Source organism: uncultured Aquabacterium sp., from assembly GCF_947366995.1.
Taxonomy (GTDB): Bacteria; Pseudomonadota; Gammaproteobacteria; order Burkholderiales; family Burkholderiaceae_C; genus Aquabacterium.
In genome coordinates, this window is the sequence record NZ_CANBCC010000057.1 from 1 (window position 1) to 25630 (window position 25630).

Sequence of the window (25630 nt, forward strand, 5' to 3'; positions counted from 1 at the left end):
TCAACGACGATGGCACGTTCGAAGGCAGCGAGTCGTTCAGCGTGGTGCTGAGCAACCCGAGCGGCGCGGTCATCACGGCCGGCACGGTCACGACCGCCATCAAGGACGACGGCACGGGCAGCGTGCCCCCGGGCGATACCCCGGACAACGACACCCCCACGCTCGCCGTGGCCGATGTGAGCGTCACCGAGGGCAATCAGGCCATCTTTGCTGTCACGCTGACGCATCCGTTGTCATCGAGTCAACCAGTCAGCCTGCAACTCAACGCGGGCACTGCCACGGCGTCGAGCGACTACGCCAACGTGATGGAGGTTTCGACCAATGGGGGCGCATCCTGGACGCCGGTTTCCGGTGGTGTGGCCACGCTCCCCGCAGGTGCCACAAGCCTGCTTGTGCGCGTGCAGACCATCAACGACACGCAGACCGAGTCCACCGAAACGTTCACGCTGACCGCCGCGCTGCCTCTGTCCTCCAATGGCTCGGCCATCGGTACGGCGCGTATCGCCGACAACGACGCCCCGCCCCAGCTTGATCTGGATGGCAACGACTCCAGCGGCGCTGCGGGCACGGCTTACCAGACCAGCTACGTTGAAAACGGCAGCCCCGTCGCCGTGGCCGACGTCGACCTGCGTCTGACCGACGTGGACAGCAGTCAGCTCACCCGGGCCACGATCACGCTCACCAATGCGCAAGCGGGTGATGTGCTCTCCGTGCAGGGCGCGCTGCCCGCGGGTCTCTCCGTGGCCATCGTCGGCAACGTGGTCACCCTGACCGGTGCCGCCAGCCTCGCCACCTACGAACAGGCCATCCGCAGCATCGGTTTCAGCAACACGACGGACACCCCTTCCACCGTGGCACGCACCGTCGCCATTCAGGTGTTTGACGGCACGATAGCCAGCAATGTGGCCATCTCCACCATCGCCGTCTCGGCGGTCAACGACGCGCCCGTGGTGGCCAACGCCACGGCCGCCGTGTCCGAAGAGGGCCTCCCCTCTGGCACGCCGGATGCCACCGGCGCACCCGACACCACCAACGCGAGCACCGTGAGCGGTCAGATCGCCTTCAGCGATCCGGATAGCAGCAACCTCAGCATCAGCCTGCTGGCACCGAGCAACCCCGTCTACACCAGCACGGGCACGCAGGTGGTGTGGACCAGCGACGGCACTGGCGGTCTGATCGGCAAGGCCGGTACCGCCCCTGACGCCGCCACCGTGGCCACCGTGACGATCGATGCGGCGGGCCGCTACAGCTTCACGCTGTCCGCGCCGCTGCAGCATGGCGCACAGGGCGAAGACACGCTGAGCGTGAGTTTCGGCGTGCGCGTGGGCGACGGCGTGAATGCCGCCACCGGCGCGCTCACCATCGTCGTCGAAGACGACGCGCCGACCGTGCCGGCCAGCCAGTCCGCCACCGTCTCGGTGCAGGACACCAACCTGATGGTCGTGCTCGACATCTCGGGCAGCATGAACGACCCCAGCGGCATCAACGGCCTGACCCGGCTGCAGGCCGCCGTGCAGTCCATCCAGAAGCTGCTGGATCGCTACGACGAGCTGGGTACCGTGGCCGTGCGCCTCGTCACCTTCTCGGGCAGCGCGCAGACGGTGGGCGACACATGGCTCAGCGTGTCCGAGGCCAAGTCGGCGCTGGCCACCATCGTGGCCTCCGGCGGCACCAACTACGACTACGCCCTCAGCGCAGCGCAGTCGGCCTTCCTCACCAGCGCCGGCAAGATCGGCGGGGCACAGAACGTGTCCTACTTCTTCTCGGACGGCAACCCGACGCTCTCCAGCACCAACCCGACGGCGGGCACCAACAACCAGAACGGCACCACCACACAGACCAATCTCGGAGACGGCATCGACGCCACCGAGGAAGCGGCCTGGCGCTCGTTCCTCAACACCTACGAGATCAATTCCTACGCGGTGGGCCTGGGCTCGGGTGTGAGCCAGACCTATCTCGATCCGGTGGCCTACAACGGTCAGTTTGCGCTCGACACCAGCGGCACGGTCGTGGCCAACCTGAACCAGCTCGACAGCACCCTCAGCGGCACGCTGGCCGGCTCGACCAGCGGTCAGATCCTCGCTTCCGGCAGCGTCGGCCAGACGGCCTTCGGTGCCGATGGGGGCCGCCTGCACACGGTGGCGATCGACGGGCAGACCTACACCTACAGCACCACGCAGCCGCAGCTCACTGTCACGACGGCACTGGGCGGTCAGTTCACGCTGAACTGGCTGACGGGGGCCTACACCTACCGCGCGCCGGAAGGTCTGACCACCGACGTCCGGGAGGGCATCACCTACACCCTGATCGACGGTGACGGCGACCTCGCAAGCTCCAACCTGATGCTCGACGTGGTGCGCAACGCCCCGGTGCCTGGTGCGCCGACCGCGTCGGCCACGTCCGTCAGCGTCTCGGAAGAGGGGCTGGCAGGCGGCAACGCCGACACCACCGGCAGCCCCGACACCACCAACGCCACCTCGGCCACCGGCCAGATCACCGTGGCGACCACGGGTGGGGCCACCGTCCAGGCCATCGCGCTCGACGCACCGTCGAGCCCGCTGGTGACGGCATCCGGCAAGACCGTGGTGTGGACCAACGACGGTGCCGGCGGCCTCATCGGCCGTGATTGCACGGACAGCAGCGCCACCGTGGTGGCCACCGTCAAGGTCACCGCCTCGGGCAGCTACACCTTCGCGCTCCTGCAGCCGGTGCAGCACGCCGCATCCGGCGAGGACATCCGCGACATCACCTTCGGTGTGCGGGTGCTCGACAGCACGGGCAAGGTGGGCACCGGCAGCCTGGTGGTCCATGTCGAGGACGACGCGCCGACCAACCCAGCGCCCATCTCCGCCACGCTCAACACCATCGACACCAACCTGATGATCGTGCTTGACGTGTCGGGCAGCATGAACGACGCCAGCGGCATCAACGGGCTCACGCGTCTGCAGGTCGCCGTGCAGTCCATCCAGAACCTGCTGGAGAAGTACGACGAGTTCGGCAGCGTGGCCGTGCGTCTGGTCACCTTCTCGAACACGGCGCAGTCCGTGGGCGGGCAGTGGCTCAGCGTGGCCGACGCCAAGGCCCTGCTGCAGACCATCACTGCAGAGGGCGGCACCAACTATGACTATGCGCTCACCGCAGCACGCACCGCGTTCGACACGAGCGCCGGCAAGCTGAGCGGCGCGCAGAACATCTCCTACTTCTTCTCGGACGGCAACCCGACGCTGTCGAGCGCCAACCCCACACCCGGTGTGAACGGCCAGTCCTCCGGCAGCACCCAGACCAGCCTGGGCGATGGCATCGACACCACGGAAGAGGCCAGCTGGCTCAGCTTCCTGCGCTCCAACCAGATCAAGAGCTACGCGATCGGTCTGGGTGCAGACGTCAACGCCACCTACCTCAACCCCGTGGCCTACGACGGGCAGGCTGGTGCCGATCTGTCGGGCACCGTGGTGAGCGCGCTGGCCCAGCTGGATGGCGTGCTGGCGGGCTCCCTCGGGGCGTCCGTCAATGGCAACCTCAAGACCAGCGGCACGGTGGTGGCCGCGATGGGCGCCGACGGCTTCAGCCACGTGGCCAGCGTCACGGTCGACGGCGTCGTCTACCAGTACGACAGCGCCAGCACGCAGCTGGCCATCACGACCGCCCTGGGTGGCAAGCTGGTGGTCGACATGGCAACCGGCGCCTACGCCTACTCGGCGCCGGGCCAGCTGACCGGCACGAAGTTCGAGAACGTCACCTTCGCCCTGGCCGACCGCGACGGCGACACGGCTTCGTCGACGCTGTCCATTCAGCTCGATCAGACCCGCGTCGTCGTGGGCACCACCGGCGCCGAGCAGTTGCTGGGCTCCGATGCGCCCGACCTGCTCATGGGCCGCGATGGCGATGACATCCTGTCCGGTGGCGCATCTGCCGATCGCCTGTATGGCGAAGCGGGCAACGACACCCTGTCCGGTGGCGCCGGGTCCGATCTGCTGCATGGTGGCGCGGGCAACGACACGCTGAGCGGCAACGACGGCAACGACACCCTGGTGGGCGGCGCGGGAAGCGACACCCTGACCGGCGGTCTGGGTGTGGACGTCTTTGCCTGGAACCTGGGTGAGGCCGGTACCAGCGGCTCAGGCCGTGCAGTCGACACGATCAAGGACTTCGATGTCCGCCCGGCCGGCTCGGGCGGCGATGTCCTGGATCTGCGTGATCTGCTGCAGGGCGAAGCCAGCAGCAGCCTTGTGAACTACCTCGAGTTCGACACCACCAGCGTGTCTGGCAGCACGGTCATCAAGGTGAGCCCGACCGGCGGTTTCACCTTCGGCAATGCGAACGCGGCGCCCAACGCGGAAACGCAGCGCATCGTGCTGGAGGGGGTGGACTTGCGGGCTTCCGGCTATGCGGGCAGCTCGGCGTCTGATCAGCAGATCATCACCAAGCTGATCAACGACGGCAAGCTGCTGGTCGACAACGGCTGACCCGGGCAGACGCCCCAAAGATGGGGCGTCTGCTTCGGCCCTCAGCGGAAACGTGACTGTGGCACCGTCTTCAGGTCGCCTTGGAGGCCGGCCGTGTACGCGGCCAGCAGCTTCAACTCGGCCTGCGTGAAAGCCTTGACCTGCGAGGACATGATGGCGTTGTTGCGCCCGATCGGTCCCTTGCCGGCCGTCTGGTACGACTTCAGCGCCACATACAGGTAATCGGCATGCTGGCCGGCCAGCTTGGGGTAGCCGGCGTCGATCGGCTTGTTCAACCCTTCGCCATGGCAGGCGATGCAGTTGCCGCGGGTCAGCAGCGCTTGCACCTCGGGAGAGGCGGCGCCGCCTTTGGCCACCGGGGCAGGGCGGTCCTTGCCGTGCGACTCGTAGTAGGCCGCAATGTCCTGGATGTCCTTGTCGGTCAGGGACGCGGCCACGCTCTTCATCGTGGGGTGCTTGCGGTCACCTTGCCGATAGGCCGTCAGCGCCGCGGCGATGTACTTGGCGTTCTGACCGGAGATCATGGGCACCTTGTGCACCTCCGGGAAGCTGGCCTGGTAGCCCGGGATGCTGTGGCAACCGATGCACATGGCGACCTTGGCAGTCACGCCGGGGGGCGTGTCGTCGGCGGCACGAACCCCGGTGGCGGTCAGGCTCGCCAGCAGGATGGCACCGAGTGCCGGCAGGTTGAACAGCAGGCGGCCACGCAGGCCTTGAGACAGCTCGGACGGTGTTTTCATTGGGCGGACAGATGAGGGTGAACTGACGCAGGGAAAAACACGAACCACAAACCCATTATTGGGGGGCGTCCTATACTCGAACACAGTAACAACCCGGTTGAGACTGCGCATGAAATTCCAAGGCACCGATCAATACGTCGCGACGGACGACCTGAAACTGGCGGTCAACGCGGCGCTGAAACTGCAACGTCCGCTGCTCGTCAAGGGCGAACCCGGCACGGGCAAGACCATGCTGGCGGAGCAGGTCTCCGAGGCGCTGGGCATGCCGCTGCTCCAGTGGCACATCAAGTCGACCACCAAGGCCCAGCAAGGCCTCTACGAATACGACGCGGTCAGCCGCCTGCGCGACAGCCAGCTCGGTGAAGAGAAGGTCCGCGACATTCACAACTACATCGTCAAGGGTGTGCTGTGGCAGGCCTTCGATGCCGACCAACCCGTGGCGCTGCTGATCGACGAGATCGACAAGGCCGACATCGAGTTCCCGAATGACCTGTTGCGCGAGCTTGATCGCATGGAGTTCTACGTTTACGAGACGCGGCAGCTGGTGAAGGCAAAGCACCGCCCGCTGGTCATCATCACGTCGAACAACGAGAAGGACCTGCCGGATGCATTCCTGCGTCGGTGTTTCTTCCATTACATCCGCTTTCCCGATCCGACCACGATGCAGCAGATCGTTGATGTGCATTTCCCACACATCAAGAAAGACCTGCTGGCCGCCGCACTGCGTCACTTCTATGAAGTCCGCAACCTGCCGGGGCTCAAGAAGAAGCCCAGCACGTCCGAGTTGATCGACTGGCTGAAGCTGCTGGTGGCCGAGGACATCCCGGCCGATGCGCTGCAGAGCCAGGATGACAAGGTGAGCGTGCCGCCGCTGGTGGGTGCGCTGCTCAAGAACGAGCAAGACCTGAGTCTGTTCGAAAAGCTGGTCTACATGGCGCGCCACCACCGCTGAGCGCGCGGCCCCGGCCCCCGCCTCAGGCCACCTCAGGCCGCGGCGGGCAGCATGGACAGCACCACGCGGTTGCGGCCGGCGGCCTTGGCTTCATAGAGGGCCTCGTCGGCCCGCCGCAGCAACTGCGACAGCGTCTCGGTCGGGTGCTCGGCACAGGCCAGCCCGACGCTGATCGTCACAGACACCCCCTCGTCGCCCCACCGAACGTCGAGCGCCGCCACGGCGGCCCGCAGGCGCTCGGCGGCGTGCAGGGCGCCTTCCTCGCAGGTGTGCGGCAGCACCACGCAGAACTCCTCGCCACCGAAGCGCGCCACGCGGTCCACCTCGCGCGCCTCTTCCTTCAAGGCCCCGGCCACGGCGGCCAACACCGCGTCGCCAGCGGCGTGGCCCAGGCGGTCGTTGATGCGCTTGAAGTGGTCGATGTCGATCAGCAGCAGCGAGAACGGCTGGCCGAAGCGCTGCAGCCGCTGCACCTCCCGATCAAGCATGGCCTCGATGGCGCGCCGGTTCAGCAGGCCGGTGAGGCCGTCATGGTGCGAGAGGTGTTCCAGGCGTCGCACCAGACGCATCACCACCACATAGCCCAGCACGAAACTGGAGAGGATCGACAGCGTGAGGCTGCCCATCACCAGCCATTGGTAGACCATGTCTCGTGGCAGCTGCCGCCACGGTGATGGCGTCTCGGGCACGGTGAGGGCGAAGGCGGTCACCGTGAACGTCATCACCACCAACCCCATCAGCGTGGCGTGGGTGGCGGCGGTCTCGGGGCCGAACTCCGCCCTCAGCGGGCGGAAGCACTCCAGCGCCAGGCGGCCCAGCACCCAGGCGGTGGCCGCGGTGCAGGCAGCCATCCCGCCGCCTCGCCAGCCCATCGGCAAGGCCACGATCAGCGCGAAGCCGACCGCCACCAGGGTGACCAGCGCGTGCTCGCACGCCGTCTCGGGCAGCTTGAGGAAGGTCTGCATCCCGCGGCGCAGGCTCACGGCCCCCACCACCACCAGCAGTCCGGCCATCATCCACTGCACCGTGTCCAGGCTGTCGGCGTACAGCACGGTCAGCAGCAGGCCGATGCCGAAGCAGGCGCTGGACAGCATCCAGTGCTTGGAAGCCCGACGCGACAGCCCCATCCAGCTGCCGGCGGCCCACCACATGCCCGACGTCAGTGTGTGGGTGACCAGGATGTAGATGATCAGAAAATGGGACGCTTCCATTCGGCCCTCGACTTCAGGGACGGTGCTTCGGACAGACGGACGCAAGCCGGTCCACAATACAAGTCATCTCGCAGGACGCCCTATGCTCATCGACTTCTTCTATGCATTGCGCTCGGCCAAGCTTCCGGTGACGATTCCGGAGTATCTCAGCCTGCTCGACGCGATCCGGCAGGACGTGATCGGCCCGTCGGTCGACGATTTCTACCACCTCGCGCGCATGACGCTGGTGAAGAACGAAGCCCATTTCGATAAGTTCGACCGGGCTTTCGGGGCTTACTTCAAAGGCGTGTCCGAAATAGACATGACGCGCGAGCTGCCGATGGAATGGCTGCGCAAGCATTTCGAACGGGATCTGAGTCCGGAGGATCGCGCCAAGATCGAGGCGATGGGCTGGGATCAGTTGATGGAGCGCCTGAAGCAGCTGCTGGAAGAGCAGAAGGAGCGGCACGAAGGCGGCAACAAGTGGATCGGCACCGGCGGCACGTCGCCCTTTGGTGCCTACGGTGACAACCCGGCCGGCATCCGCATCGGACAGGACCGCAGCCGCAAGCGCAGTGCCGTGAAGGTGTGGGACCAGCGCGCGTTCAAGGACTACGACGACACGGTGGAGCTGGACACGCGCAACATCAAGGTGGCGCTGCGCCGCCTGCGCAAGTTTGCGCGCCAGGGTGCCGCCGAAGAGCTGGACCTGGACCACACCATCCATGCCACGGCGGCGGCCGGCGGCATGCTGGACATCAAGATGGTGCCCGAGCGGCACAACACGGTGAAGGTCCTCCTGCTGATGGATGTGGGTGGCACCATGGACGACCACATCCACCGCGTCGAGGAGCTGTTTTCCGCGGCAAAGTCCGAATTCAAGCACCTGGAGTTCTACTACTTCCACAACTGTGTGTATGACTTCATGTGGAAGAACAACCACCGGCGCTTTACCGAGAAGATCCCCACGTGGGACATCATCCGCAAGTACAACAAGGACTACAAGCTGGTTTTCGTGGGGGATGCGACCATGAGCCCTTATGAAATCCTGCAGGCCGGTGGCAGCACCGAGTACAACAACGACGAGCCGGGGGCCGAATGGATCGGCCGCCTGACGCACGCGTTCCCCAATCATGTGTGGATCAACCCGGAGCCGCAGGGAGTGTGGCCGTATCGGCAGAGTGTCTCGATCATGCAGCAGCTGGTCGGCGGCCGGATGTTTCCGTTGACGCTGCAGGGCCTCGAGAGCGCAATGCGGTTGCTGAGCAAATGAAGCGAGGCCGCGGCCGCCATCGCCTGCTGGCCGGCCTGTCCGCTTTGCTGATGGCCCCTGCCATCGGATGGGCGCAGGACACCGGCACCGGACTGCCCGAGTCCGTCGCCCCGGCGCACGCCGAAGAGGCGGACCTGCTGCGGGCCGATGGCTGGCGGCTGGTCATCCAGGCGCCCGAGCCCCTCGACCGACTGTTGCGCGAATACCTCGACATTGCGCGCTTCCAGCGTGAAGCGGCCGAGCCAGGGGCGCTGCCCATCTCGCGTGCAGAGCTGCGGCGTCTGGTGGTCTCGGCACCCGAGCAGGCCCGCGGCCTGATCGACGCCGAGGGCTATTTCGGCGCCCGCATCACCACGCGCGTCCACGACGAGGTGCCCGGACGGCCCATCGAGGTGACGCTGACGGTCGAGCCCGGTGAGCTGACCCAGGTGTCGCGGGTGCAGTTCGTGTTCGAAGGCGAGCTGGACGCCCGGCTCGAAGCAGGTGAGGCCTCGGCACAGGCGCTGGTCGACGGCTTGTCGGCGCAGTGGGGGCTGCCCGTGGGCGCGGTGTTCCGGCAGGTCGACTGGACGGCCGCCAAGAACGCGGCGCTGGCCCGGTTGCGCGCAGACGGCTACCCGACTGCGGTGTGGAGCGGGACGTCTTCGACCGTGGACGCGACGACCCGCCAGGCCCGGCTGTTCATGGTGGCCGACAGCGGCCCGGCGTTTGCCTTCGGCGACATCCGCATCGAGGGGCTGGATCGGCAGCCGGCTTCGGCCATCGTGAACACGGCCCCCTTCCGTCCTGGCGATCCCTACAGCGAGAAGCAACTGCTCGACTGGCAGGAACGCATCCAGAAGCTCAACCTGTTCGAAAGCATCTTCGTCTCCACCGACCTGGACCCGGCCCATGCCAAGGCCGCACCGGTGCTCGTGCAGGTGCGTGAACAGCAGATGCAGACGGCCACCACCGGCATCGGCGTCAGCAGCGACACCGGCCCCCGCGTGTCGGCCGAGTACCTGCATCGCAACCTGTTCGGGCTGGACTGGCAGGCCAAGGCCGCCGTGCGCCTGGGGCGCAACGACCGGGCGGGCTCGCTCGACTTCACCTCGCACCCTTGGGAAGGGCGGCGGCGCGGGCTGGTGTCCACGCAGGCCACCCGCATCGTCGAAGACGACCAGGCGGTGACGCTCAGTGCGCGCGCCCGCATGGGCTTGCTGCGCGAGGGCGAACGGCTCGAGCGCACCGACTACATCGAGGTGCAGAACGCCAGTGTGACGGCCGACGGCGGCGCCAAGGTGTCCGAGGCATCGGCCTACAGTGCCACCGTGCAATGGATCTACCGCGATGTGGACAGCCGCACGCTGCCCACGCGGGGCTCTACGACGCTGGCCCAGCTGACGGTGGGCCGCAGCTACAGCGCGCTGGAGGAAAAAGGCTTCTTCGGCCGCGCGTACCTGCGATCGACCTGGTACTGGCCGCTGCCGGCCAACTGGTATGCCACCGTGCGCGGCGAGGCCGGACAGGTGTTCGCGCGCGAGGCGGTCAGCATCCCGGACACGCTGCTGTTCCGTGCCGGGGGCGATGAGTCGGTGCGGGGCTATGCCTACCGCTCCCTCGGTGTTGTCACCGATGGCGTGGTGACGGGCGGCCGGGTCATGTTCACCTCGAGTGTCGAGGTGGCGCGGCCCATTCTGGCGCGTCTGCCGGCCTTGTGGGGCGCGGTGTTTGTTGACGTGGGCGATGCGGCGGCCAGTGCCGACAAGCTCGATCCGCGGGTGGGCTACGGTGTCGGCGTGCGCTTTCGCAGCCCGGTCGGCCCGCTGAAGCTGGACATCGCACGGGGCCAGCAGCTGCAGGACTGGCGCATTCACTTCAGCGTGGGGATCAGCCTGTGAGCGCGTGGGCACGTTGGGGGCGCGGTGTGGGGGTGCTGAGTGCAGCGGCAGCCCGGCTGCTGGGCGTGCTCGTGGCACTGGCGGTGCTGTTGCTGGGCGCGGTCTGGGCGCTGGCGCACAACGATGCGGTGACGGAGCGCGCCCTCGGCTGGCTGCCCGGCATCACGGTGGTCGAACCGCGCGGCGCCCTGTTGGGTGACTTTGCGGCACGCCGGCTGGAGGTGGCCTTGCCTCGAGGCGGGCGACTGACGCTGGTCGAGCCGGTGTGGCAAGGCCTGAGCGTGGTGGTCGATCCACAGGTGCGCTGGCGCCTCGGGGTGCGCGCCGACACGCTGTCTGCGCGTCGGTTGCAGCTCGACTGGGTCAGTGGCCCGCCCGGGCCGGCCAGCCCGCCGCCTACGTCCTTTGCGGTGCCGGTGTCGCTGGAAGTGAAGACGCTGCGCCTGCAGGAAGCTCACAGCAGTCTGTGGGGAGCCACGACACCGTTCACTGCGCTGGACGCCACGGTGCGCGTGCAGCGTGCGCCCGAGCAAAGCACTGACGCCCCGGTGGCGGTGCATGCTGTGATGCTGCGCAGCCTGGCCTGGATGGGATGGAACGCCAGCGGGCGGGCCCAGATCGGCACGGATCGCCCGCTGGCCGTGGTGGCCACGGCGAACCTGAAGCGCGCGGAAGGTGGCGGAACCTGGTCGGTACGGGGGCCGCTGCAGGACCTGCGTGTTCAGGGTGAACTGGTGTGGCGGGGTGAGGGCCCCACGCCGCCGGCGCTGACGGTCCAGGCGAGGCTGCAGCCCTTTGCGGCGTGGCCCTTGCCCGAACTGGCGGCGCGCACGCGCGACGTCGACCTGTCTGCGCTGTGGCCCGGCGGCCCGCTCTCGCGGCTGCAAGGTGACATCGCCCTGCGCCCGACGGATGCCAAGGGCTTGGAGGCCGACGTGGACCTGCGCAACAGCGAGGCGGGCGCCTGGGACGTGGGACGCGTGCCGGTGCAGGCGCTGCGCGGACGGATTGCCCTCGACGAGGCGCGGCAGAAGGGCGGGCTCCAGGCCATGCTGGCCTCGGGAGCGGTCACGCTCACGGCCCAGTTGCCCGGTGTGCCGCGCCAGGCAGGCACCGCCGGCCAGCTGGCCCTGACCGGCGGGTGGCGTCTTCAGGAGGCCCCGACGGCCGCGCGGGCCGCTCCACCGCCGCGGCTGACGCTGGCCCTGCAGGGCGTGCACCTGCCCGCGCTGGACGGCCGCGCGCCGCCGCTGCGTCTGCAGGGCGACGTGCAGCTCGCTCCCGGCCTCGTGCAAGGCGGCCGTCTGACCGATGTGCGGGCCTGGCAAGGCGAGCTGGCTGCGCGCCTGGGCGGCGAGGCTCGACCGGCACCGGGCACCGCAGCGCGCTGGCCGGCTCAACCGGTGAGCCTGATGCTGGATGGGCGCGTGACGGCCGAGTCGCTGTCCGTCTCTCGTCTGGTGTTGCAGGCGCCGCAGGGGCAGGAAGCGGTGATGAGCGACACCTTGGTGCGCTGGTCGGCGGCCGCTGCACCGCGTCCGTGGGCCGCCAAGGGTGCACTGACCGTGCGCGCGTTCGATCCCCGGCTGTGGCTGCCCTGGCCAGCGGCCGCGCAGGGCACCAACCGCCTGTCTGGCGAGGCCCGCTTTGACGTGGACGGGCTGGGCGGGGGGCAGGCGGATCTGGCTCTGCAGCCCAGCCAGCTGGCCGGCCTGCCCGTTCAGGGTGATGTGCGCTGGCGTGGTGGCACCGCCCAGCGGAGGGCCACCCTGGCCTTGAAGGCCGACGCGGCAGGCAACAGCGTCGCCCTGCAGGGCGACTGGCCCGTGAAGCCGGGACAGGACGCCGCCGCTTGGTGGACGGCATCGCTGCCTGATCAGCGCTGGCAAGGTCAGCTTCAGGGCCCGGCCCTGGCCGCGCTTCAACCCATGCTGCCACTGGTGGGCTTGAGCCGCCTTGGCGGCACGGCGCAGGGCCGCATCCAATGGGCAGGCAACTGGCCGCGGTTCAGCACCGAAGGTGAGCTGTCGGCCGCGCAGCTTACCTGGCAGACGCCGCAAGGGCAGCCAGCCCTGCTGAACACCGCGACGGCGCGCTGGCAGTTGGACACCCGACAGGCCGATGCCGTGCTGGATGCCGCGGTGGACGTGGCCGGTGTGCGCACGGCACTGGGCCGCATGGACCAGGCGCGTCTGCGACTGGACGGACGTGGCTCGGCCCATCGCCTCGCAGCCGAGGCGGACATGGTGATGGTGCCTCAGCCCAGGAACAAGGACGGCGCTGCAGCCCGTGCCGACCTGCCGCTGCGGCTGAACCTGCAGGCGCAGGGCGGCATGGTGGGGAAGGGATGGCAGGGGCAGCTGCAGAAGCTGCTGTGGCAGGGCACCCGTTCTTCCACCCAGACTGTGCTGGAGGCTCAGCCGGTGAGCTTGAGCGTGATGCCCGAGAGCGGCGGGCAGCGCCTGCGCCTGGGGGCTAGCCGCCTGACCGTGATGGGCATGACGTTGAACCTGCAGAGCCTGCAAGGGCTGTGGGTGGCCGGCGAATCGGGTGGGGTGACCGAAGCGGACCTGCGCCTGCAAGTGCCACCGCAGAACCTGCCTGCCCTGCTGCAGCGCTGGCAGCCCGAAGGGGGCTGGGGCGGCAACCTCGCCGTGGGCGGTGACGTGCAGGTGCGACACAGCCGGGCCCAGCCTTGGGCGGTTGACGTCGTGCTGGCCCGCCAGTCGGGCGATGTCACGTTGTCCGAGCCGACCATCGAGGGCAACAGCCAGCAGCCGCTGGGCATCACGGAAGCCCGGGTCGTTCTGCAGGCGCGCAACGGCGTCTGGCGGCTCACGGAGTTGTTCGAAGGGCGCGTGCTGGGCCGCCTGAGTGGTGAGCAGGTGGTGCAGGCCGCGGCACCGGATCGCCTGCCCGCCGGCACGGACACGCTGAGCGGCACGCTGAGCGTGCAGATCGGCAGCCTGCGCCCCTGGGGGGGCTGGATGCCAGCGGGCTGGCGCCTTGGCGGGCAGCTGCAAGGGCAGGCGACGCTGGCCGGCACGCTGGGGGTGCCACAGTACCGGGGCCGCCTGACCGGTCAACGCCTGGCGCTGGCCCAGCCCTTGTTGGGCGTGCAGCTCAGCGACGGCGAATTCGTGCTGGAGCTCGAGGGCGACCACGCGCGCCTGGTGAGCCTGCAGGCGCGCGGCGTGCAAGGCGGTGTGTTGCGGGCCGATGGCGAGGCCCTGCTCACCGAAGAGGCGCAAGCCACGCTGCGCGTGCAGGCCGAGCAGTTCACGCTGTTGCAGCGCGTGGACCGGCGCCTGCGCGTGAGCGGCGCGCTGCAGGCCACCTTCGGCGCGCAGGACATCGGCCTGACCGGCCGCATCGGTGTCGATGAGGGCTTGTTCGACATCAGCCGATCCGATGCGCCGACCATTGGCGAAGACGTGAACGTGGTGCGTCGACCCGGGCAGCCCGATGTGGCGGAGGCCGAGGCCACTGCGGCCCCCGCCACGCCGCGCAAGCTCAACGCCGCGGTGGACATCAACCTGGGCGAAGCGCTGCGCCTGCGCGGCCGCGGCATCGACACACTGCTGACAGGCCAGTTGCGCTTCACGACACCGAACAACCGGCCTTCGCTGACGGGGACGGTGCGCACGCAGCAGGGCACCTACGCGGCCTATGGGCAGAAACTGGTGATCGAGCGGGGCGCCATCACGTTCACAGGGCCGATCGAGAACCCGCGCCTAGATGTGCTCGCCATGCGGCCCCGCGCTGCCAGCGCAGGGGCCATCGTGTCGGTCGTCGACGTGAAGGTCGGGGTGGCCATCACCGGCACGGCGCAGGATCCGCGCGTGAGCCTGTATTCCGACCCGGCCATGTCCGAGACCGAAAAGCTGTCGTGGCTGGTCCTTGGGCGCGCGCCCAGCGGCCTGGGTGGCGCGGACATCGGTCTGCTGCAGAGCGCTGCGGTCGCCCTGTTGTCGGGCGAGAAGTCGTCACCCTCTGACAACCTCATCGGCCGCCTGGGGCTGGATCAGCTTTCGGTGCGGCAGACGGATGGCGCCGTGCGCGACACCGTGGTCAGCCTCGGCAAGCAGGTCTCGCGCTTCTGGTACGTGGGCTACGAGCGCAACCTCAACGCCACCAGCGGCAGCTGGCAGCTGATCTACCGCCTGGGCCAGCGGATGACGCTGCGCTTCCAGGCCGGGCAGGACAACGCGGTCGACCTGATCCGCGCCTGGCGCTGGGACTGAGGGGGCAGGGCGCCGTCAGTGTGCGTCGCCGTGCAGCTTGCGATGCAGGCGGCGTGTGCCCCACCAGATGCTCAGCAGCACGAGTGGAATCAGCGCCCCGGCCAGCATCTCGGGGTTGACGGGCATCCCGCCGGCCTTCGCGGCCTTGCCCACGTACAGGATCAGGCTGACCACGTAGTACGAGATGGCCGCAATCGACAGGCCTTCCACGGTGGTCTGCAGCTTGAGCTGCATGTCCTGGCCTTTGGTGAGCTGGGCCAGCAGCTGCTGGTTCTGCGCCTCGGTGACGATGTCCACGCGCGTGCGCAGCAGGGCGCTGGTGCGTTCGATCCGCTGCGACAGCGAGCTCAGGCGCTGCGCCGTGGCCGCCACCGTCGCGATGGCGGGTGACAGCCGGCGCTGCATGAACTCGCCCAGGGTCTGCGTGCCCGGGATGGCGCGCTCGCGCAGTTCGCGGATGCGTTGCTGCACCAGGTCGTTGTAGGCCCGCGTGGCCGAGAAGCGGTACATGTGCTCCGCGGTGGCCCGCTCGACGCGCGCCGCCAGCTTGATCAGCGTGTCGAGCAACTCCTGGTCGCTGGAGTGGGTGTCTTCCATGCGGGCCGTGATGTCGGCCAGCTCCGCCTCGGCACTGGTCAGCATGGGGCCCAGGGTCTTGGCCACCGGCAGCCCGCGCAGGGCCATGATGCGGTAAGTCTCCATTTCGAGCAGGCGCTGCGAGATGCGGCCGGCGCGGGTCTCGCTGGTGCCGTCCGGTGCGACGACGAACATGCGCTCGAAGCCGCTGGGGCGCAGCGCGAAATCCGTCAGCCCGCAGGAGTGGCCGTTGCCCAGCATCGAGGCCAGCACGGGCCGGCCTTCGAACCACTGGCTTGCGCGGTCCTTGATGGCCTGGCCGTCGTCAATGCCGTCGTTGACCATGGCGAGCATCACCGCAGCCACCGTGCGGCCCGGGATGGTGCGCAGCCATTCGGTCTCGACCGCCAGGTGCGACAGCAGCGTGGCTTCGTCCATGCCCGCGTCTGCGCCGTCGGGCAGCGTCTGCACCAACGAATAGCGGGTGAACTCGGTGTGCCGCTCCCACTTGAAGGTGTGGTCGGCAAAACGCATGCGCACGAAGGAGCCGTTCAGGGCTTCCAGCGGCAGATCCTGCTGGCCGGGCAGCAGGCGCAGATGTGCCCATTCCTGCTCGCGTGTCACGTCGGCGTTGAGCACGGCCACATGCACTACCAGGGCCGGCAGCCGGATGCGGGGCGAGGGCCGCGTGTGCACCTCGTTGTGCAGCACCTCGCGCAGCGCGTCGTCCGCAGGCAGGGCGTTGATGAGCGGCGGGGCGTTCACGGCGGTGGGAGCGGTCAGCATGGCGATACGGCAGCGCACGAATGCAGGAGCCGGCTACTGTACTAAAGCTGAACGCCCCGAGGTGTCTCGTTTTGGGCCAACCGCGTCCCGGCACCGTGAACCCGGGGGCGGCTCATCCCATGAGCCCCGTGCGAAGGCCGTGGCCTTGCCACCCTGGGGGTGGCTGGCGATGGCTTGTCAGCGCAGCATCACGCCGTCCGTGTCTATCACGCGGGTGGTGATGGGAATACCCTGGCCCACGCTCTGGGTCACGGTGCAGAAGGCCTCGAACTGGTCGAGCACACGCTCCAGATGTTGCAGCGCGCTGGCCGGCACGCCCAGGTGCAGCGTGGCTGTCATCTTCAGCACACGCAGGCGGCCTTCGGCATTGCGTCCGACCTCGGCCTCGACGTCGCAGCGCAGCGGCTCCGGGGTCTGTTTGAACTTGCGCAGCGCGAACAGCAGCGAGTCGGCCAGGCAGTTGCCCACGGCGGCGCACAGCAGCTGCACCGGCGAGGGCCCTGCCGACTGCCCGAGCGGGGGCGGCTCGTCACCCAGGATGGCGGGGGCGCCGCCCTCGAAGCGGATCTCGAATCGGTAGTCGGCCTGCTGCTGCAGGTGAACGTGGATGAGGCCGTGGGCCATGTGTCGTCCTTCGAGTGGTGGGGCCGTCGCTCAGAGCGCGTCGACCGGGATTTTCAGGTAGCGCCGGCCGTCGGCCTCGGGGGGCGGCAGGTGGCCGGCGCGGATGTTGACCTGCACCGAGGGCAGGATGAGCACCGGCATCTCCAGGGTGGCATCACGCGCCCGGCGGCGGGCCACGAAGTCGTCTTCGCCGATGCCGTCGCGCACGTGGATGTTCGCCTCGCGCTGCGCGCGCACGGTCGTCATCGCTTGCGGCTTGCGCCCTTCGGGCGGGTAGTCGTGGCACAGGTAGAGGCGCGTGTCGCCAGGCAGATCGAGCAGCCGCTGCACCGAGCGGTACAGCTGGTGCGCATCGCCACCGGGGAAGTCGCAGCGTGCGGTGCCCACGTCGGGCATGAACAGCGTGTCACCCACGAACACGGCGTCGCCCACCACAAAGGCCATGTCGGCCGGGGTGTGACCGGGCACGTGCCAGGCTTGGGCGGTCAGGGTGCCGATTGAGAAGGTTTCGCCGTCGGCAAACAGATGGTCGAACTGGCTGCCGTCGGTGGCAAAGCCGGCCTCGAGGTGGAACAGCTTCTTGAAGACGTGCTGCACGCGGTGGATGTGCTGGCCGATGGCGATGCGGCCACCGAGCGCGGCTTTCAGGTAGGGGGCGTCCGACAGGTGGTCGGCATGGGCGTGGGTCTCGAGGATCCAGTCCACGGTCAGGCCATGCTGGCGCACGAAGGCGATCACGGTGTCGCTGTGCGCGTGGTGGGTGCGCCCGCTCTTGTGGTCGTAGTCCAGCACCGAATCGACGATGGCCGCGTGGCCCTGCTCGTGGTCGTAGACGATGTGGGTGTAGGTGCTGGTGGCGGGGTCGAACAGCGAATGAACCAGCGGGGTGGGGTGGGGCATGGCGGGGCTCCGGCAAGAAGAGGCTGCATTCACTTTATTGACGGACAGATTATCTGTCAATAGAATGTTTGGCATGCAAGTGAAAGACGCCCCCTCCGTTTCACCCAGTGCGCTTCCGCCCCCCGATCTGGCCGCCCTCCAGGCCTCGGCGGCAAAGGCGTGCGCGTTGCTCAAGGTCATGGCCCATGCCGACCGCCTCGTGTTGCTGTGCCGCCTGGCGCAAGGTGAGTTCTGCGTGAGCGACCTCGAGGCCGATCTGAGCATCCGGCAGCCCACACTGTCCCAGCAGCTGGGTGTGTTGCGTCAGGAAGGCCTGGTCGACACCCGCCGCGAAGGCAAGCACATCTACTACCGCCTGGTCAGCGGAGACGCCGCCGCGGTGATGCAGGTGCTGCACAGCCGCATCTGCGGCAGCTGAGGGTGGCCATGCCGGCCCGCGCTCCCGTGATCGATCCGGCACCGTGGTCGTGGCCGCCCCCCTGGCTGCGGCAATGGCAGCGTGCCGATCTGCATGGCGACGTGGTGGCCGGCCTGGTTGTGGCCGTGATGCTGGTGCCGCAAAGCCTGGCGTACGCGATGCTGGCTGGCCTGCCCGTGCAGGCCGGGCTGTTGGCCAGCGTGCTGCCGCTGGTGGCCTACGCCGCCTTCGGCAGCAGCCGGGCAATGTCGGTGGGGCCGGCGGCCATCACCTCGCTCATGGTGGCTCAGACCTTGAGCCCGTTGGCGCAGCCCGGCAGTGCGCATTACCAGGCGCTTGCCTGGTGCCTGGCGCTGGGCTCGGCCGTGGTGCTGGGGCTGATGGGCTGGCGCCGCCTGGGTTTTCTGTCGCAGTTGCTGAGCGGGCCCGTGGTGCAGGGCTTCACGGTGGCCTCCGCGGCGCTGATTCTGGTCGGGCAGGCCGCGCCTCTGGTGGGGTGGGCCGGTCTGGGGCACACGCTGCCCGACATGGCCCGTGCGCTGACGCAGCGGGTGCAGGCCGCAGCCTGGCCCGCCTGGGGGGATGCGGCGGTGGGTCTGGCCACGCTGTCCGTGCTGATGGGCGGGCGGCCGCTGGCTGCGTTCACCGGCCGCGTGCTGCACTGGCCGGACCGCCGAACCGATGTGCTCGGCCGCTTGTGGCCGCTGGTGGGGTTGTTGGCCGCGGTGGGCGTGGCCCAGCTGTTGGAACAAGGTCTGGGCGCCTCCGTTCACCGCGTGGGCGCCGTGTCGCTGTTCAGTGAGGGCGGCGCCTCGCTGTGGCCCGAGGCGGCCGCGCTGGCGCAGGTCGATGTGCCGGGTCTGCTGGTGCCGGTGCTGCTCATCAGCCTGGTCGGCTTCGTCAGCAGCATGTCGGTGGCCCAGACTTTTGCCCTTCGTCAGGGCGATCGGGTCGATGCCGACCGCGAATTGCTGGGCCTGGGTGCGGCCAACCTGGGCAGCACCTTGCTGGGCGGCATGCCGGTGTCCGGAGGGCTGTCGCGCTCGGTCGTGAACGAGGCAGCCGGGGCGCGCAGCCCGTTGTCCGGCCTGGTCAGCGCCGGCGTCCTCGTCGTCATGCTTGCGGGGCTGTTGCCTGCCCTGGCGTTGCTTCCCAAGGCGGCCCTGGCCGCGGTCATCATGATGGCGGTGTCCGGGCTCCTCACGCTGCGCCCGCTGCGCGAGGCGGCCCGCACGGACCGATCCGAGGCCGGTGCCTTTGTGGGCACCGCCATCGGCGTGCTGCTCGTCGGCTTCGAAGCCGGCATCCTGCTGGGCATGGCGTGGTCCATCGGCGCGATGATCTGGCGCCACAGCCAGCCGCACGTCGCCGAGGTCGGCCGGCTGCCGGGCACCGAACACTTCCGCAATGTGCAGCGCCATCAGGTGGAGCGACTGCCCGGCGCCATCTGGCTGCGGGTCGACGACAGCCTCGACTTCACCAACATCCAGCGTGTCGAGCAGGCCCTGTGCGCGTTGATCCAGTCGCAGCCCGAAGCACGCAACGTGGTCGTGCTGATGTCGGCCGTGAACCATGTCGATCACACGGCGGGGCAGGCCCTGCTTGCATTCGATGCGGCCCAGCAGGCGCAAGGACGCACGCTCTGGCTGGCAGAGATCAAGGGGCCGGTGATGGACCGGCTCCAGACTGCAGGGGTGGCTGCACGCTTCGAGGGACGCATCCTGCGCAGCGGCCAGGACGTCTGGCTGCGGCTGGCGTCGGTCGAAGCCGGACCCTGCTATGTCATCTGACCTTCTGTTCTTGTCTCACTGAAAGGAGAAAAACCATGAAAGCCAATGTCGGCGGTATGGATCGGGTGGCGCGCATCGGCGCCGGTGTGGTGCTGATTGCCCTGGCGGCGACGGGCACGGTCGGGGCCTGGGGCTGGATCGGCGTGGTGCCGCTGGCCACCGGGTTCATGGGCTGGTGCCCGGCCTACGTGCCGTTCGGTCTGTCGACCTGCAAGCTCAAGCGCGACTGACGCGTCAGCGGACCTTGCCCAGCAAGGTCTCGATGTCCTGGAGCACGCTGTCAAGGCCGGTGTCGTCGGCAGACGGTTCGGCCATGGCGGCGTGCAGCTTCTGCTCCATGAAGCACATGGTCATGCGCACATAGGTGCTGTCCAGTGCCTTGCGCACGGCCGCCATCTGCGTGGCAATGGCCAGGCAGTCGTCGCCTTCCTCGATCATGCGCTGGATGCCACGCAGCTGCCCCTCGGCGCGCTTGAGGCGGTTCAGCACGTCGGTGCGGTTCTTCTGGTCGGTCAGCGAGGCCATGCGGGATGTCCGGAAAGCGTAAAACGGGCGAGGGCGTGGGGCGGCATTGTGCCTTGGGTATGCAAAGATCAGGGATGGGTCAACCCGGGATCAGCACACTGTTGTCGGGCTTTGCCGGGTCGTAATGCACACGCACGCGCGCGCCGACCGGAAAAGGGGCTAGCCAGTTCTGTGCCGACGCCTCATCCGGCAGGGGCGGCACGAAAGCCCGCAACCGGTCTCCGGTGTAAGTCACGCCCTGCACCGTGTACCGATAACGCGCGTCCACCAGCCAGTGGTGCGTGGGCGTTCCTTGCCCGTCGTTCGACTCGTTGCGAGGGTAGGCCCGCGATACGAGCATTTCCCCTTCCACCGTGGGCCAGTTCGGGCTGGCCTGCCGAATCTGCCAGGCCCGCCACGCCAGCAGGCCGAAGCCCGCCACCAGCGCCACGAGAAGCAGTTTGCCGAGTTGATCGCCCATGCCCGCAGCGTACACGGGATCGGGCCGCCAGGTTGCCGCGGAGTAAAGTCGAGGGCTGTTCCCCAGTGAGCCGACCATGAGCAGCCCGCACGCCTCCCACAGCCCGTTCTACGCCCATCTGTCACGCCTGCGCTTCATCAAGCGCTGGGGCCTGATGCGCAATGCGGTGGAAGAGGACGTGGCCCAGCACAGCTGGGAAGTGGCCGTGCTGGCCCATGCGCTGGCCGTGATCGCGCGCGATGTGTTCGGCCAGGCCGTCGACCCGAATGCAGTGGCCACGCGCGCGCTGTTCCATGACGCCACCGAGGCGATCACCGGTGACCTGCCGACGCCGGTGAAGTACTCACCGGCGATGCGCCACGCCACCGCCAACCTCGAAGGCGAGGTGTGTGATGAGATGGTGGGCCTGCTGCCGGAAGGGCTCAAGCCGGCGCTGGCCCCGATGTTGGACCACCACGCCTGGCCCGAGGCCGAGGCGCGGCTCATCAAGCAGGCCGATCGCCTCAGTGCATGGCTGAAGTGCCGTGCCGAACTGCGCTATGGCAACCGCGAATTCGAACAGGCGGCCGAGCAGGTGCGCGGCAAGATGGAAGAGCACATGACGCCCGAGATGCGCTACTTCCTCGAGACCTTCGGGCCGGGCTACGAGTTGACGCTCGATTCACTGATGAAGGGCGACTGAGCGGCCGACGCGGCGGGCGTCCGCGCCGCCAGCCCGCGCATCTGCTCCGGCGGGGCAGGCCAGCCGCTGCGATCGCTGTAGTCGTAGCGCGTGGCGGCGCACTGCCGCCGCGTGTGGCGTGTGGCCGCCTGGGCGCTCAGCAGATCCACCAGCAGCACGCCGGCCAGAGCGCCCAGCGTCACGCCGGTTCGGGCCGGCACCCGGCGTCGCTGGAAGGTGTCGCGCGCATCGTAGCCCACGGCCGCCACGTCGAGCACGTCACCGGCCACCCGGGCCCACAGCCAAGGCGCCGGGTTGCGCGCCAGCAGCAGGCCGGCGCCAGTGATGATCTCGCGGGCACCGAAAGCCCGAATCAGCCGGGGTTGCGAGCGCATGCCCGTCAGGCGTGCAGCCGGGGCGGGCCGCAGCAATTCGGCCGTGCCCAGCGCGATGCTGAACCAGCCCAGACCGCGGGCCAGCTTGTGCAGCGTGGTGTGTGTCGTCATGGTGTGCTCCTCATGCGTGGCCGGGCTTGAGCACGACCTTCACGCAGCCGTCGTGCTTGTCCCGGAAGGTCTTGTACATCTCGGGTCCGCTGGAGAGCGGCGCCGTGTGCGTGACCACGAACGAGGGGTCGATCTGCCCCTCTTCAATGCGCTGCAGCAGGTCGTCGGTCCACCGATTGACGTGGGTCTGCCCCATGCGGATGGTGAGCCCCTTGTTCATGGCCGCGCCAAAGGGGATCTTGTCCAGCAAGCCGCCATACACACCGGGCACCGACAGGATGCCCGCGGGGCGGCACACATACATCATCTCGCGCAGCACGTGGGGCCGGTCGGTTTCCATCATGGTGGCCTGCTTCGCGCGGTCGTAGATGGCATCCAGCGAGCGCGTGGCATGGCTCTCCAGGCCGACGGCATCGATGCACTTCTCCGGCCCCTTGCCGGCGGTCAGTTCGTTGAGGCGCTCCACCACGCTCTCTTCCTCGAAGTTGATCGTGATGGCACCGGCGGCCGCGGCCATGCTGAGCCGCTCTGGCAGCCGGTCGATGGCAATCACCTGGCGGGCGCCCATGAGGATGGCACTGCGGATGGCGAACTGCCCCACGGGGCCCGCCCCCCAGATGGCCACGGTGTCGGTGGGCTCGATCTCGCATTGCGCCGCGGCCTGCCAGCCGGTCGGGAAGATGTCGCCAAGAAAGAGCACCTGCTCATCGGTGAGCGTCGAGGGCACCTTGACCGGCGCCACATCGGCAAAGGGCACACGCACGTACTCGGCCTGCCCGCCCGCGTAGCCGCCCGTTAGGTGCGTGTAGCCGAACAGCCCGGCGGTGCTGTGCCCGAAGACCTTGTCCGCGAGATCCTTCTTGCGGTTGCTGCGCTCGCACACCGAGAAGTTGCCGCGCCGGCATTGATCGCACTCGCCGCAGATGATGGTGAAGGGCACAACCACGCGATCGCCCACTTTCAGCCGCTTGTTCTCGGCGCCCACCTCCACCACTTCGCCCATGAACTCGTGGCCCATGATGTCGCCGCGCATCATGCCCGGCATGAATCCGTCGTACAGGTGCAGGTCCGAGCCGCAGATGGCGCAGCTGCTCACTTTGATGATGGCGTCGCGCGGGTGCTCGATGGTGGGATCCGGCACGGTGTCGAAACGGATGTCTTTCTTGCCGTGCCAGCAAAGTGCTTTCATGGGGCGCTCCTTCGTGCAGACCTGGGATGGGTTCTGCGCGGCAAGTCGCGCGCCTGCCCGCCGTCTTGCCGCAGCGCGTGGGTTGCGTCTGCCACGGCGGCAAGTTCGTCGGTAAACCGTGCCGCATGGGCACGCGGTGGAGCGCCGCTTGCGGGGTAGCCACTCGCCCCGAGGCGGCATGGCCATTGCCCGGTAAGCGGCATCCCTCATCCCTCGCAGGAGCCCGACCATGAAAATCGCACTCAAGCCACTCGACCAACAGGTCATGGTGATCACCGGCGCCTCCAGTGGCATCGGGCTGGCCACGGCGCTGGCCGCGGCCCGGCAAGGCGCCACACTGGTGCTGTCGTGTCGCAGCCGCTTCACGCTCGAGGCCCTGGTCGAGCAGATCCAGCAGGCCGGTGGCCATGCCATGGCCGTGCTGGCCGACGTGGGCGAGCGCGATCAGGTCGACCAGATCGCCGCGCAGGCCGTGGCCCGCTTCGGGCGCATCGACACCTGGGTGAACAACGCGGGCGTCTCGATCTTCGGCCGGGCCGACGAAGTGCGGGACGACGATGCCGAGCGTCTGTTTCGCACCAACTTCTGGGGCGTCGTCTATGGCTCGCGTGCGGCCTTGCCCTATCTGCGACAACAGGGCGGCGCACTCATCAACATCGGCAGCGAGGCGTCCGAAGCCGCCATTCCGCTGCAGGCCGTCTACTCGGCCAGCAAGCACGCGGTGAAAGGCTACACCGATGCCCTGCGCATCGAGCTCGAAGCGGACAAGGCACCGATCTCGGTCACGCTGATCCAGCCCACCGCGGTCGACACGCCGTTCCCGGAGCATGCCGGCAACTACCTCGACCAGGAGCCCAAGCTGCCCACGCCGATGATCGAGCCGGAGAAGGTCGCCAGTGCCATCCTCGAGGCGGCCACCGAGCCAACCCGCGATGTGCGCGTGGGCGCGATGGCGGTCGTCAATACGGCCATGGCCAAGGTGATGCCCACGCTGGCCGACATGATGGCCCGCATGCAGATGGGCCGTCAGCAGCGCAACGAGCCCCCGCGGGCCCGTGAGGGCACGCTGTACCAGGCGGGCGAAACCGGGCTGGTGTACGGGCGGGGCAATCAGAACGCGGCCGACAAGAACGAGGCAATGGCGCTCAATGTGCGGCCCACTCCGCAGACGGGGGCGGGTATCCGGCCGCACTGACCGCATCGCCCGCCGGCATGTCACCAGGCGGGCTTGGCCACCATCAGGTAGAACAGCGCGAGAAAGGCGAAGAACGCGGGCACGCCGAGCGCGGTCCAGATGCGCAGATCGCGCCAGTAGGCGGGTGGGAGTGGGGTGCCGGCCTGCACAGCCGCCCGTGCGGTGTTGCGCATGCGGATCTGCAGCGCGACCACAGGCAGCCAGCACGCCATGGCGAGGGCGTACAGCACGAGCGACCACTTCAGCCAGCCCTGGCCGAGTGGCCATCCGGCCTGGCCCGCCAGCCACAGGCCCGTGAGGGGTTGCAGGATGGCGGTGGTGGCCGTGAACACGGTGTCGGCCCACACCACCAGCGACGCCACCGTGGCGACGGTGCGGGGCTCGGCGCGCAGGCTGGCAAACAGCAGGTAAAAGGCCGAGCCCACACCCGTGCCGAAAAGCACCGTCGACGACACCACATGCAGCCATTTCACGAAGACGTAGCTCATCATCGGCGGGTCTCCGTGGCGTAGAGCGTCAACAGCATCGCCAGAATGGGGCCGTTCTTCACGATCGGGGCGAAGGGATGCAGCCACTGCGCTGGCAGGAACAGCGTGATGACGGCGGTGTAGGCCAGGATCAGTCCGATCTGGGCGAGCCACACCCGCCGCCCCGAGCGCCACAGCGTCAGCACACCCAGTGCGATGTCCAGCCCGGCTGCACCGTACAGCGCCACCGGACGCAGTGTCGCCGGGATGCCGACCTGCGCCAGCATCGCGAAGCTGTCGGCCACGGGGTACAGCCCCAGCGACACAAGCCCGCTGGCGAACCACAGCAGCGCCAGGCTCGCGCGCCACAGCGGCCTGGACCACGCCATCACGGCGTGATGCCGCAAGGCCTCGCGCTCGCTGTGGGGCAGGGCGCTCACAAAGGTCTCGGCCGAGCGGGGCGGGCGACCCAGCAGGGCAGACAGAGATGTGGCCGGGCCGGTGTTGCCCCGCTGCAGCATGCGCCAGCTGTCCTCGTCGAACAGTGCGCCGCGGTGGCGACTGCCTGCTTGCGCCAGCCGCGCCATGATCGCGCGGGGCACCGGCAACCATGTGCCCGTTCCAAGCCCCAGCCCTTTGCGAATGGCCTGCAGGTACGCCTTCAGCGTGGTGGCCTCGGGCCCGACCACTTGCAGGCGACCCCGCACCGGCTGGGCCGATTCCACCAGGGCCACCACGGCACCCACCAGGTCGTGCAGGTGCACCGGCTGGATGGGCTGCATGCCCCC

At 68.5% G+C, this 25630-nt stretch carries 21 protein-coding genes; 10 read left to right on the forward strand and 11 right to left on the reverse strand.

What is annotated here, in order from left to right; translation table 11 throughout:
* Window positions 1-4466, forward strand: a 4466-nt coding sequence (locus Q0Z44_RS13860; RefSeq protein ID WP_298013732.1) for a VWA domain-containing protein, incomplete at its 5' end; no start/stop codon positions are given.
* Window positions 4467-4507: 41 nt separating this feature from the next.
* Here the strand turns inward: Q0Z44_RS13860 and Q0Z44_RS13865 are convergent.
* Window positions 4508-5206 carry a c-type cytochrome gene (locus Q0Z44_RS13865; RefSeq protein WP_298013734.1) on the reverse strand — a complete coding sequence of 233 codons (699 nt, stop codon included), beginning with the start codon at window positions 5204-5206 and terminating at the stop codon, window positions 4508-4510.
* Window positions 5207-5315: 109 nt separating this feature from the next.
* Here Q0Z44_RS13865 and Q0Z44_RS13870 point away from each other — a divergent pair, with 109 nt between their 5' ends.
* Window positions 5316-6158, forward strand: a complete 843-nt coding sequence (locus Q0Z44_RS13870) for a MoxR family ATPase (protein WP_298013736.1) — start codon at window positions 5316-5318, stop codon at window positions 6156-6158.
* 32 nt (window positions 6159-6190) lie between these two features.
* Here Q0Z44_RS13870 and Q0Z44_RS13875 read toward each other — a convergent pair whose 3' ends face one another.
* Window positions 6191-7369, reverse strand: a complete 1179-nt coding sequence (locus Q0Z44_RS13875; protein WP_298013738.1) for a GGDEF domain-containing protein — start codon at window positions 7367-7369, stop codon at window positions 6191-6193.
* An 82-nt stretch (window positions 7370-7451) separates the two neighbouring features.
* Between Q0Z44_RS13875 and Q0Z44_RS13880 the strand changes: the two genes are divergently transcribed.
* From Q0Z44_RS13880 to Q0Z44_RS13890, 3 genes are read left to right on the forward strand one after another with little or no spacing between them, the layout of a single operon-like run.
* Entirely contained in the window at window positions 7452-8621 is a 1170-nt protein-coding gene (locus Q0Z44_RS13880) for a VWA domain-containing protein (protein ID WP_298013740.1), read from the forward strand.
* Window positions 8618-10501 (forward strand): BamA/TamA family outer membrane protein, encoded by a 1884-nt coding sequence (locus Q0Z44_RS13885; RefSeq protein WP_298013742.1) that lies wholly within the window; start codon window positions 8618-8620, stop codon window positions 10499-10501. The genes Q0Z44_RS13880 and Q0Z44_RS13885 overlap by 4 nt, the downstream gene beginning before the upstream one ends.
* On the forward strand, window positions 10498-14745 hold the full coding sequence (locus Q0Z44_RS13890) for a translocation/assembly module TamB domain-containing protein (RefSeq protein WP_298013744.1): 4248 nt from the start codon (window positions 10498-10500) through the stop codon (window positions 14743-14745). Before Q0Z44_RS13885 ends, Q0Z44_RS13890 begins: the two co-directional genes overlap by 4 nt.
* A gap of 15 nt (window positions 14746-14760) precedes the next feature.
* On the opposite strand, the gene Q0Z44_RS13895 is transcribed toward Q0Z44_RS13890, so the two are convergent.
* The 3 genes from Q0Z44_RS13895 to Q0Z44_RS13905 form a co-directional block, all read right to left on the reverse strand.
* Window positions 14761-16107, reverse strand: coding sequence for a DUF3422 domain-containing protein (locus Q0Z44_RS13895; RefSeq protein ID WP_298013746.1), 1347 nt, complete (start codon window positions 16105-16107; stop codon window positions 14761-14763).
* 177 nt (window positions 16108-16284) lie between these two features.
* Entirely contained in the window at window positions 16285-16731 is a 447-nt protein-coding gene (locus tag Q0Z44_RS13900) for an OsmC family protein (protein ID WP_298013748.1), read from the reverse strand.
* Between the two features lie 30 nt (window positions 16732-16761).
* The gene (locus Q0Z44_RS13905) at window positions 16762-17631 is read right to left on the reverse strand and encodes an MBL fold metallo-hydrolase (protein WP_298013749.1); all 870 of its coding nucleotides are present in this window, start codon (window positions 17629-17631) and stop codon (window positions 16762-16764) included.
* Window positions 17632-17704: 73 nt separating this feature from the next.
* Between Q0Z44_RS13905 and Q0Z44_RS13910 the strand changes: the two genes are divergently transcribed.
* The 3 genes from Q0Z44_RS13910 to Q0Z44_RS13920 are packed head-to-tail and all read left to right on the forward strand — an operon-like array spanning window position 17705 to window position 20069.
* The gene (locus Q0Z44_RS13910) at window positions 17705-18049 is read left to right on the forward strand and encodes a metalloregulator ArsR/SmtB family transcription factor (protein ID WP_298013751.1); all 345 of its coding nucleotides are present in this window, start codon (window positions 17705-17707) and stop codon (window positions 18047-18049) included.
* An 8-nt stretch (window positions 18050-18057) separates the two neighbouring features.
* Window positions 18058-19839 carry a SulP family inorganic anion transporter gene (locus tag Q0Z44_RS13915; protein ID WP_298013753.1) on the forward strand — a complete coding sequence of 594 codons (1782 nt, stop codon included), beginning with the start codon at window positions 18058-18060 and terminating at the stop codon, window positions 19837-19839.
* Between the two features lie 35 nt (window positions 19840-19874).
* Window positions 19875-20069, forward strand: coding sequence for a DUF2892 domain-containing protein (locus Q0Z44_RS13920; protein ID WP_298013755.1), 195 nt, complete (start codon window positions 19875-19877; stop codon window positions 20067-20069).
* Window positions 20070-20073: 4 nt separating this feature from the next.
* Here Q0Z44_RS13920 and Q0Z44_RS13925 read toward each other — a convergent pair whose 3' ends face one another.
* Together Q0Z44_RS13925 and Q0Z44_RS13930 are read right to left on the reverse strand one after the other, a co-directional pair.
* The gene (locus tag Q0Z44_RS13925) at window positions 20074-20364 is read right to left on the reverse strand and encodes a metal-sensing transcriptional repressor (RefSeq protein ID WP_298013758.1); all 291 of its coding nucleotides are present in this window, start codon (window positions 20362-20364) and stop codon (window positions 20074-20076) included.
* A 79-nt stretch (window positions 20365-20443) separates the two neighbouring features.
* Window positions 20444-20824, reverse strand: coding sequence for a DUF3592 domain-containing protein (locus Q0Z44_RS13930; RefSeq protein WP_298013760.1), 381 nt, complete (start codon window positions 20822-20824; stop codon window positions 20444-20446).
* A gap of 76 nt (window positions 20825-20900) precedes the next feature.
* Here Q0Z44_RS13930 and yfbR point away from each other — a divergent pair, with 76 nt between their 5' ends.
* Window positions 20901-21506, forward strand: coding sequence for a 5'-deoxynucleotidase (gene yfbR / locus Q0Z44_RS13935; RefSeq protein ID WP_298013762.1), 606 nt, complete (start codon window positions 20901-20903; stop codon window positions 21504-21506).
* On the opposite strand, the gene Q0Z44_RS13940 is transcribed toward yfbR, so the two are convergent.
* Together Q0Z44_RS13940 and Q0Z44_RS13945 are read right to left on the reverse strand one after the other, a co-directional pair.
* Window positions 21467-21991: a hypothetical protein gene (locus tag Q0Z44_RS13940; RefSeq protein ID WP_298013764.1), complete on the reverse strand. Its 525-nt coding sequence runs from the start codon at window positions 21989-21991 to the stop codon at window positions 21467-21469. The two genes, yfbR and Q0Z44_RS13940, sit on opposite strands and share 40 nt — an antisense overlap.
* A gap of 10 nt (window positions 21992-22001) precedes the next feature.
* The gene (locus tag Q0Z44_RS13945; RefSeq protein ID WP_298013768.1) at window positions 22002-23180 is read right to left on the reverse strand and encodes a zinc-dependent alcohol dehydrogenase; all 1179 of its coding nucleotides are present in this window, start codon (window positions 23178-23180) and stop codon (window positions 22002-22004) included.
* A 229-nt stretch (window positions 23181-23409) separates the two neighbouring features.
* Here Q0Z44_RS13945 and Q0Z44_RS13950 point away from each other — a divergent pair, with 229 nt between their 5' ends.
* A complete protein-coding gene (locus Q0Z44_RS13950) occupies window positions 23410-24375 on the forward strand; it encodes an SDR family oxidoreductase (RefSeq protein ID WP_298013771.1) in 966 nt (321 codons plus the stop codon).
* A 20-nt stretch (window positions 24376-24395) separates the two neighbouring features.
* Here Q0Z44_RS13950 and Q0Z44_RS13955 read toward each other — a convergent pair whose 3' ends face one another.
* Both Q0Z44_RS13955 and Q0Z44_RS13960 read right to left on the reverse strand, forming a co-directional pair.
* Window positions 24396-24863: a DUF2269 domain-containing protein gene (locus Q0Z44_RS13955; protein ID WP_298013775.1), complete on the reverse strand. Its 468-nt coding sequence runs from the start codon at window positions 24861-24863 to the stop codon at window positions 24396-24398.
* Window positions 24863-25630, reverse strand: a 768-nt coding sequence (locus Q0Z44_RS13960) for an SDR family oxidoreductase (RefSeq protein ID WP_298013773.1), incomplete at its 5' end; no start/stop codon positions are given. The genes Q0Z44_RS13955 and Q0Z44_RS13960, both read right to left, overlap by 1 nt.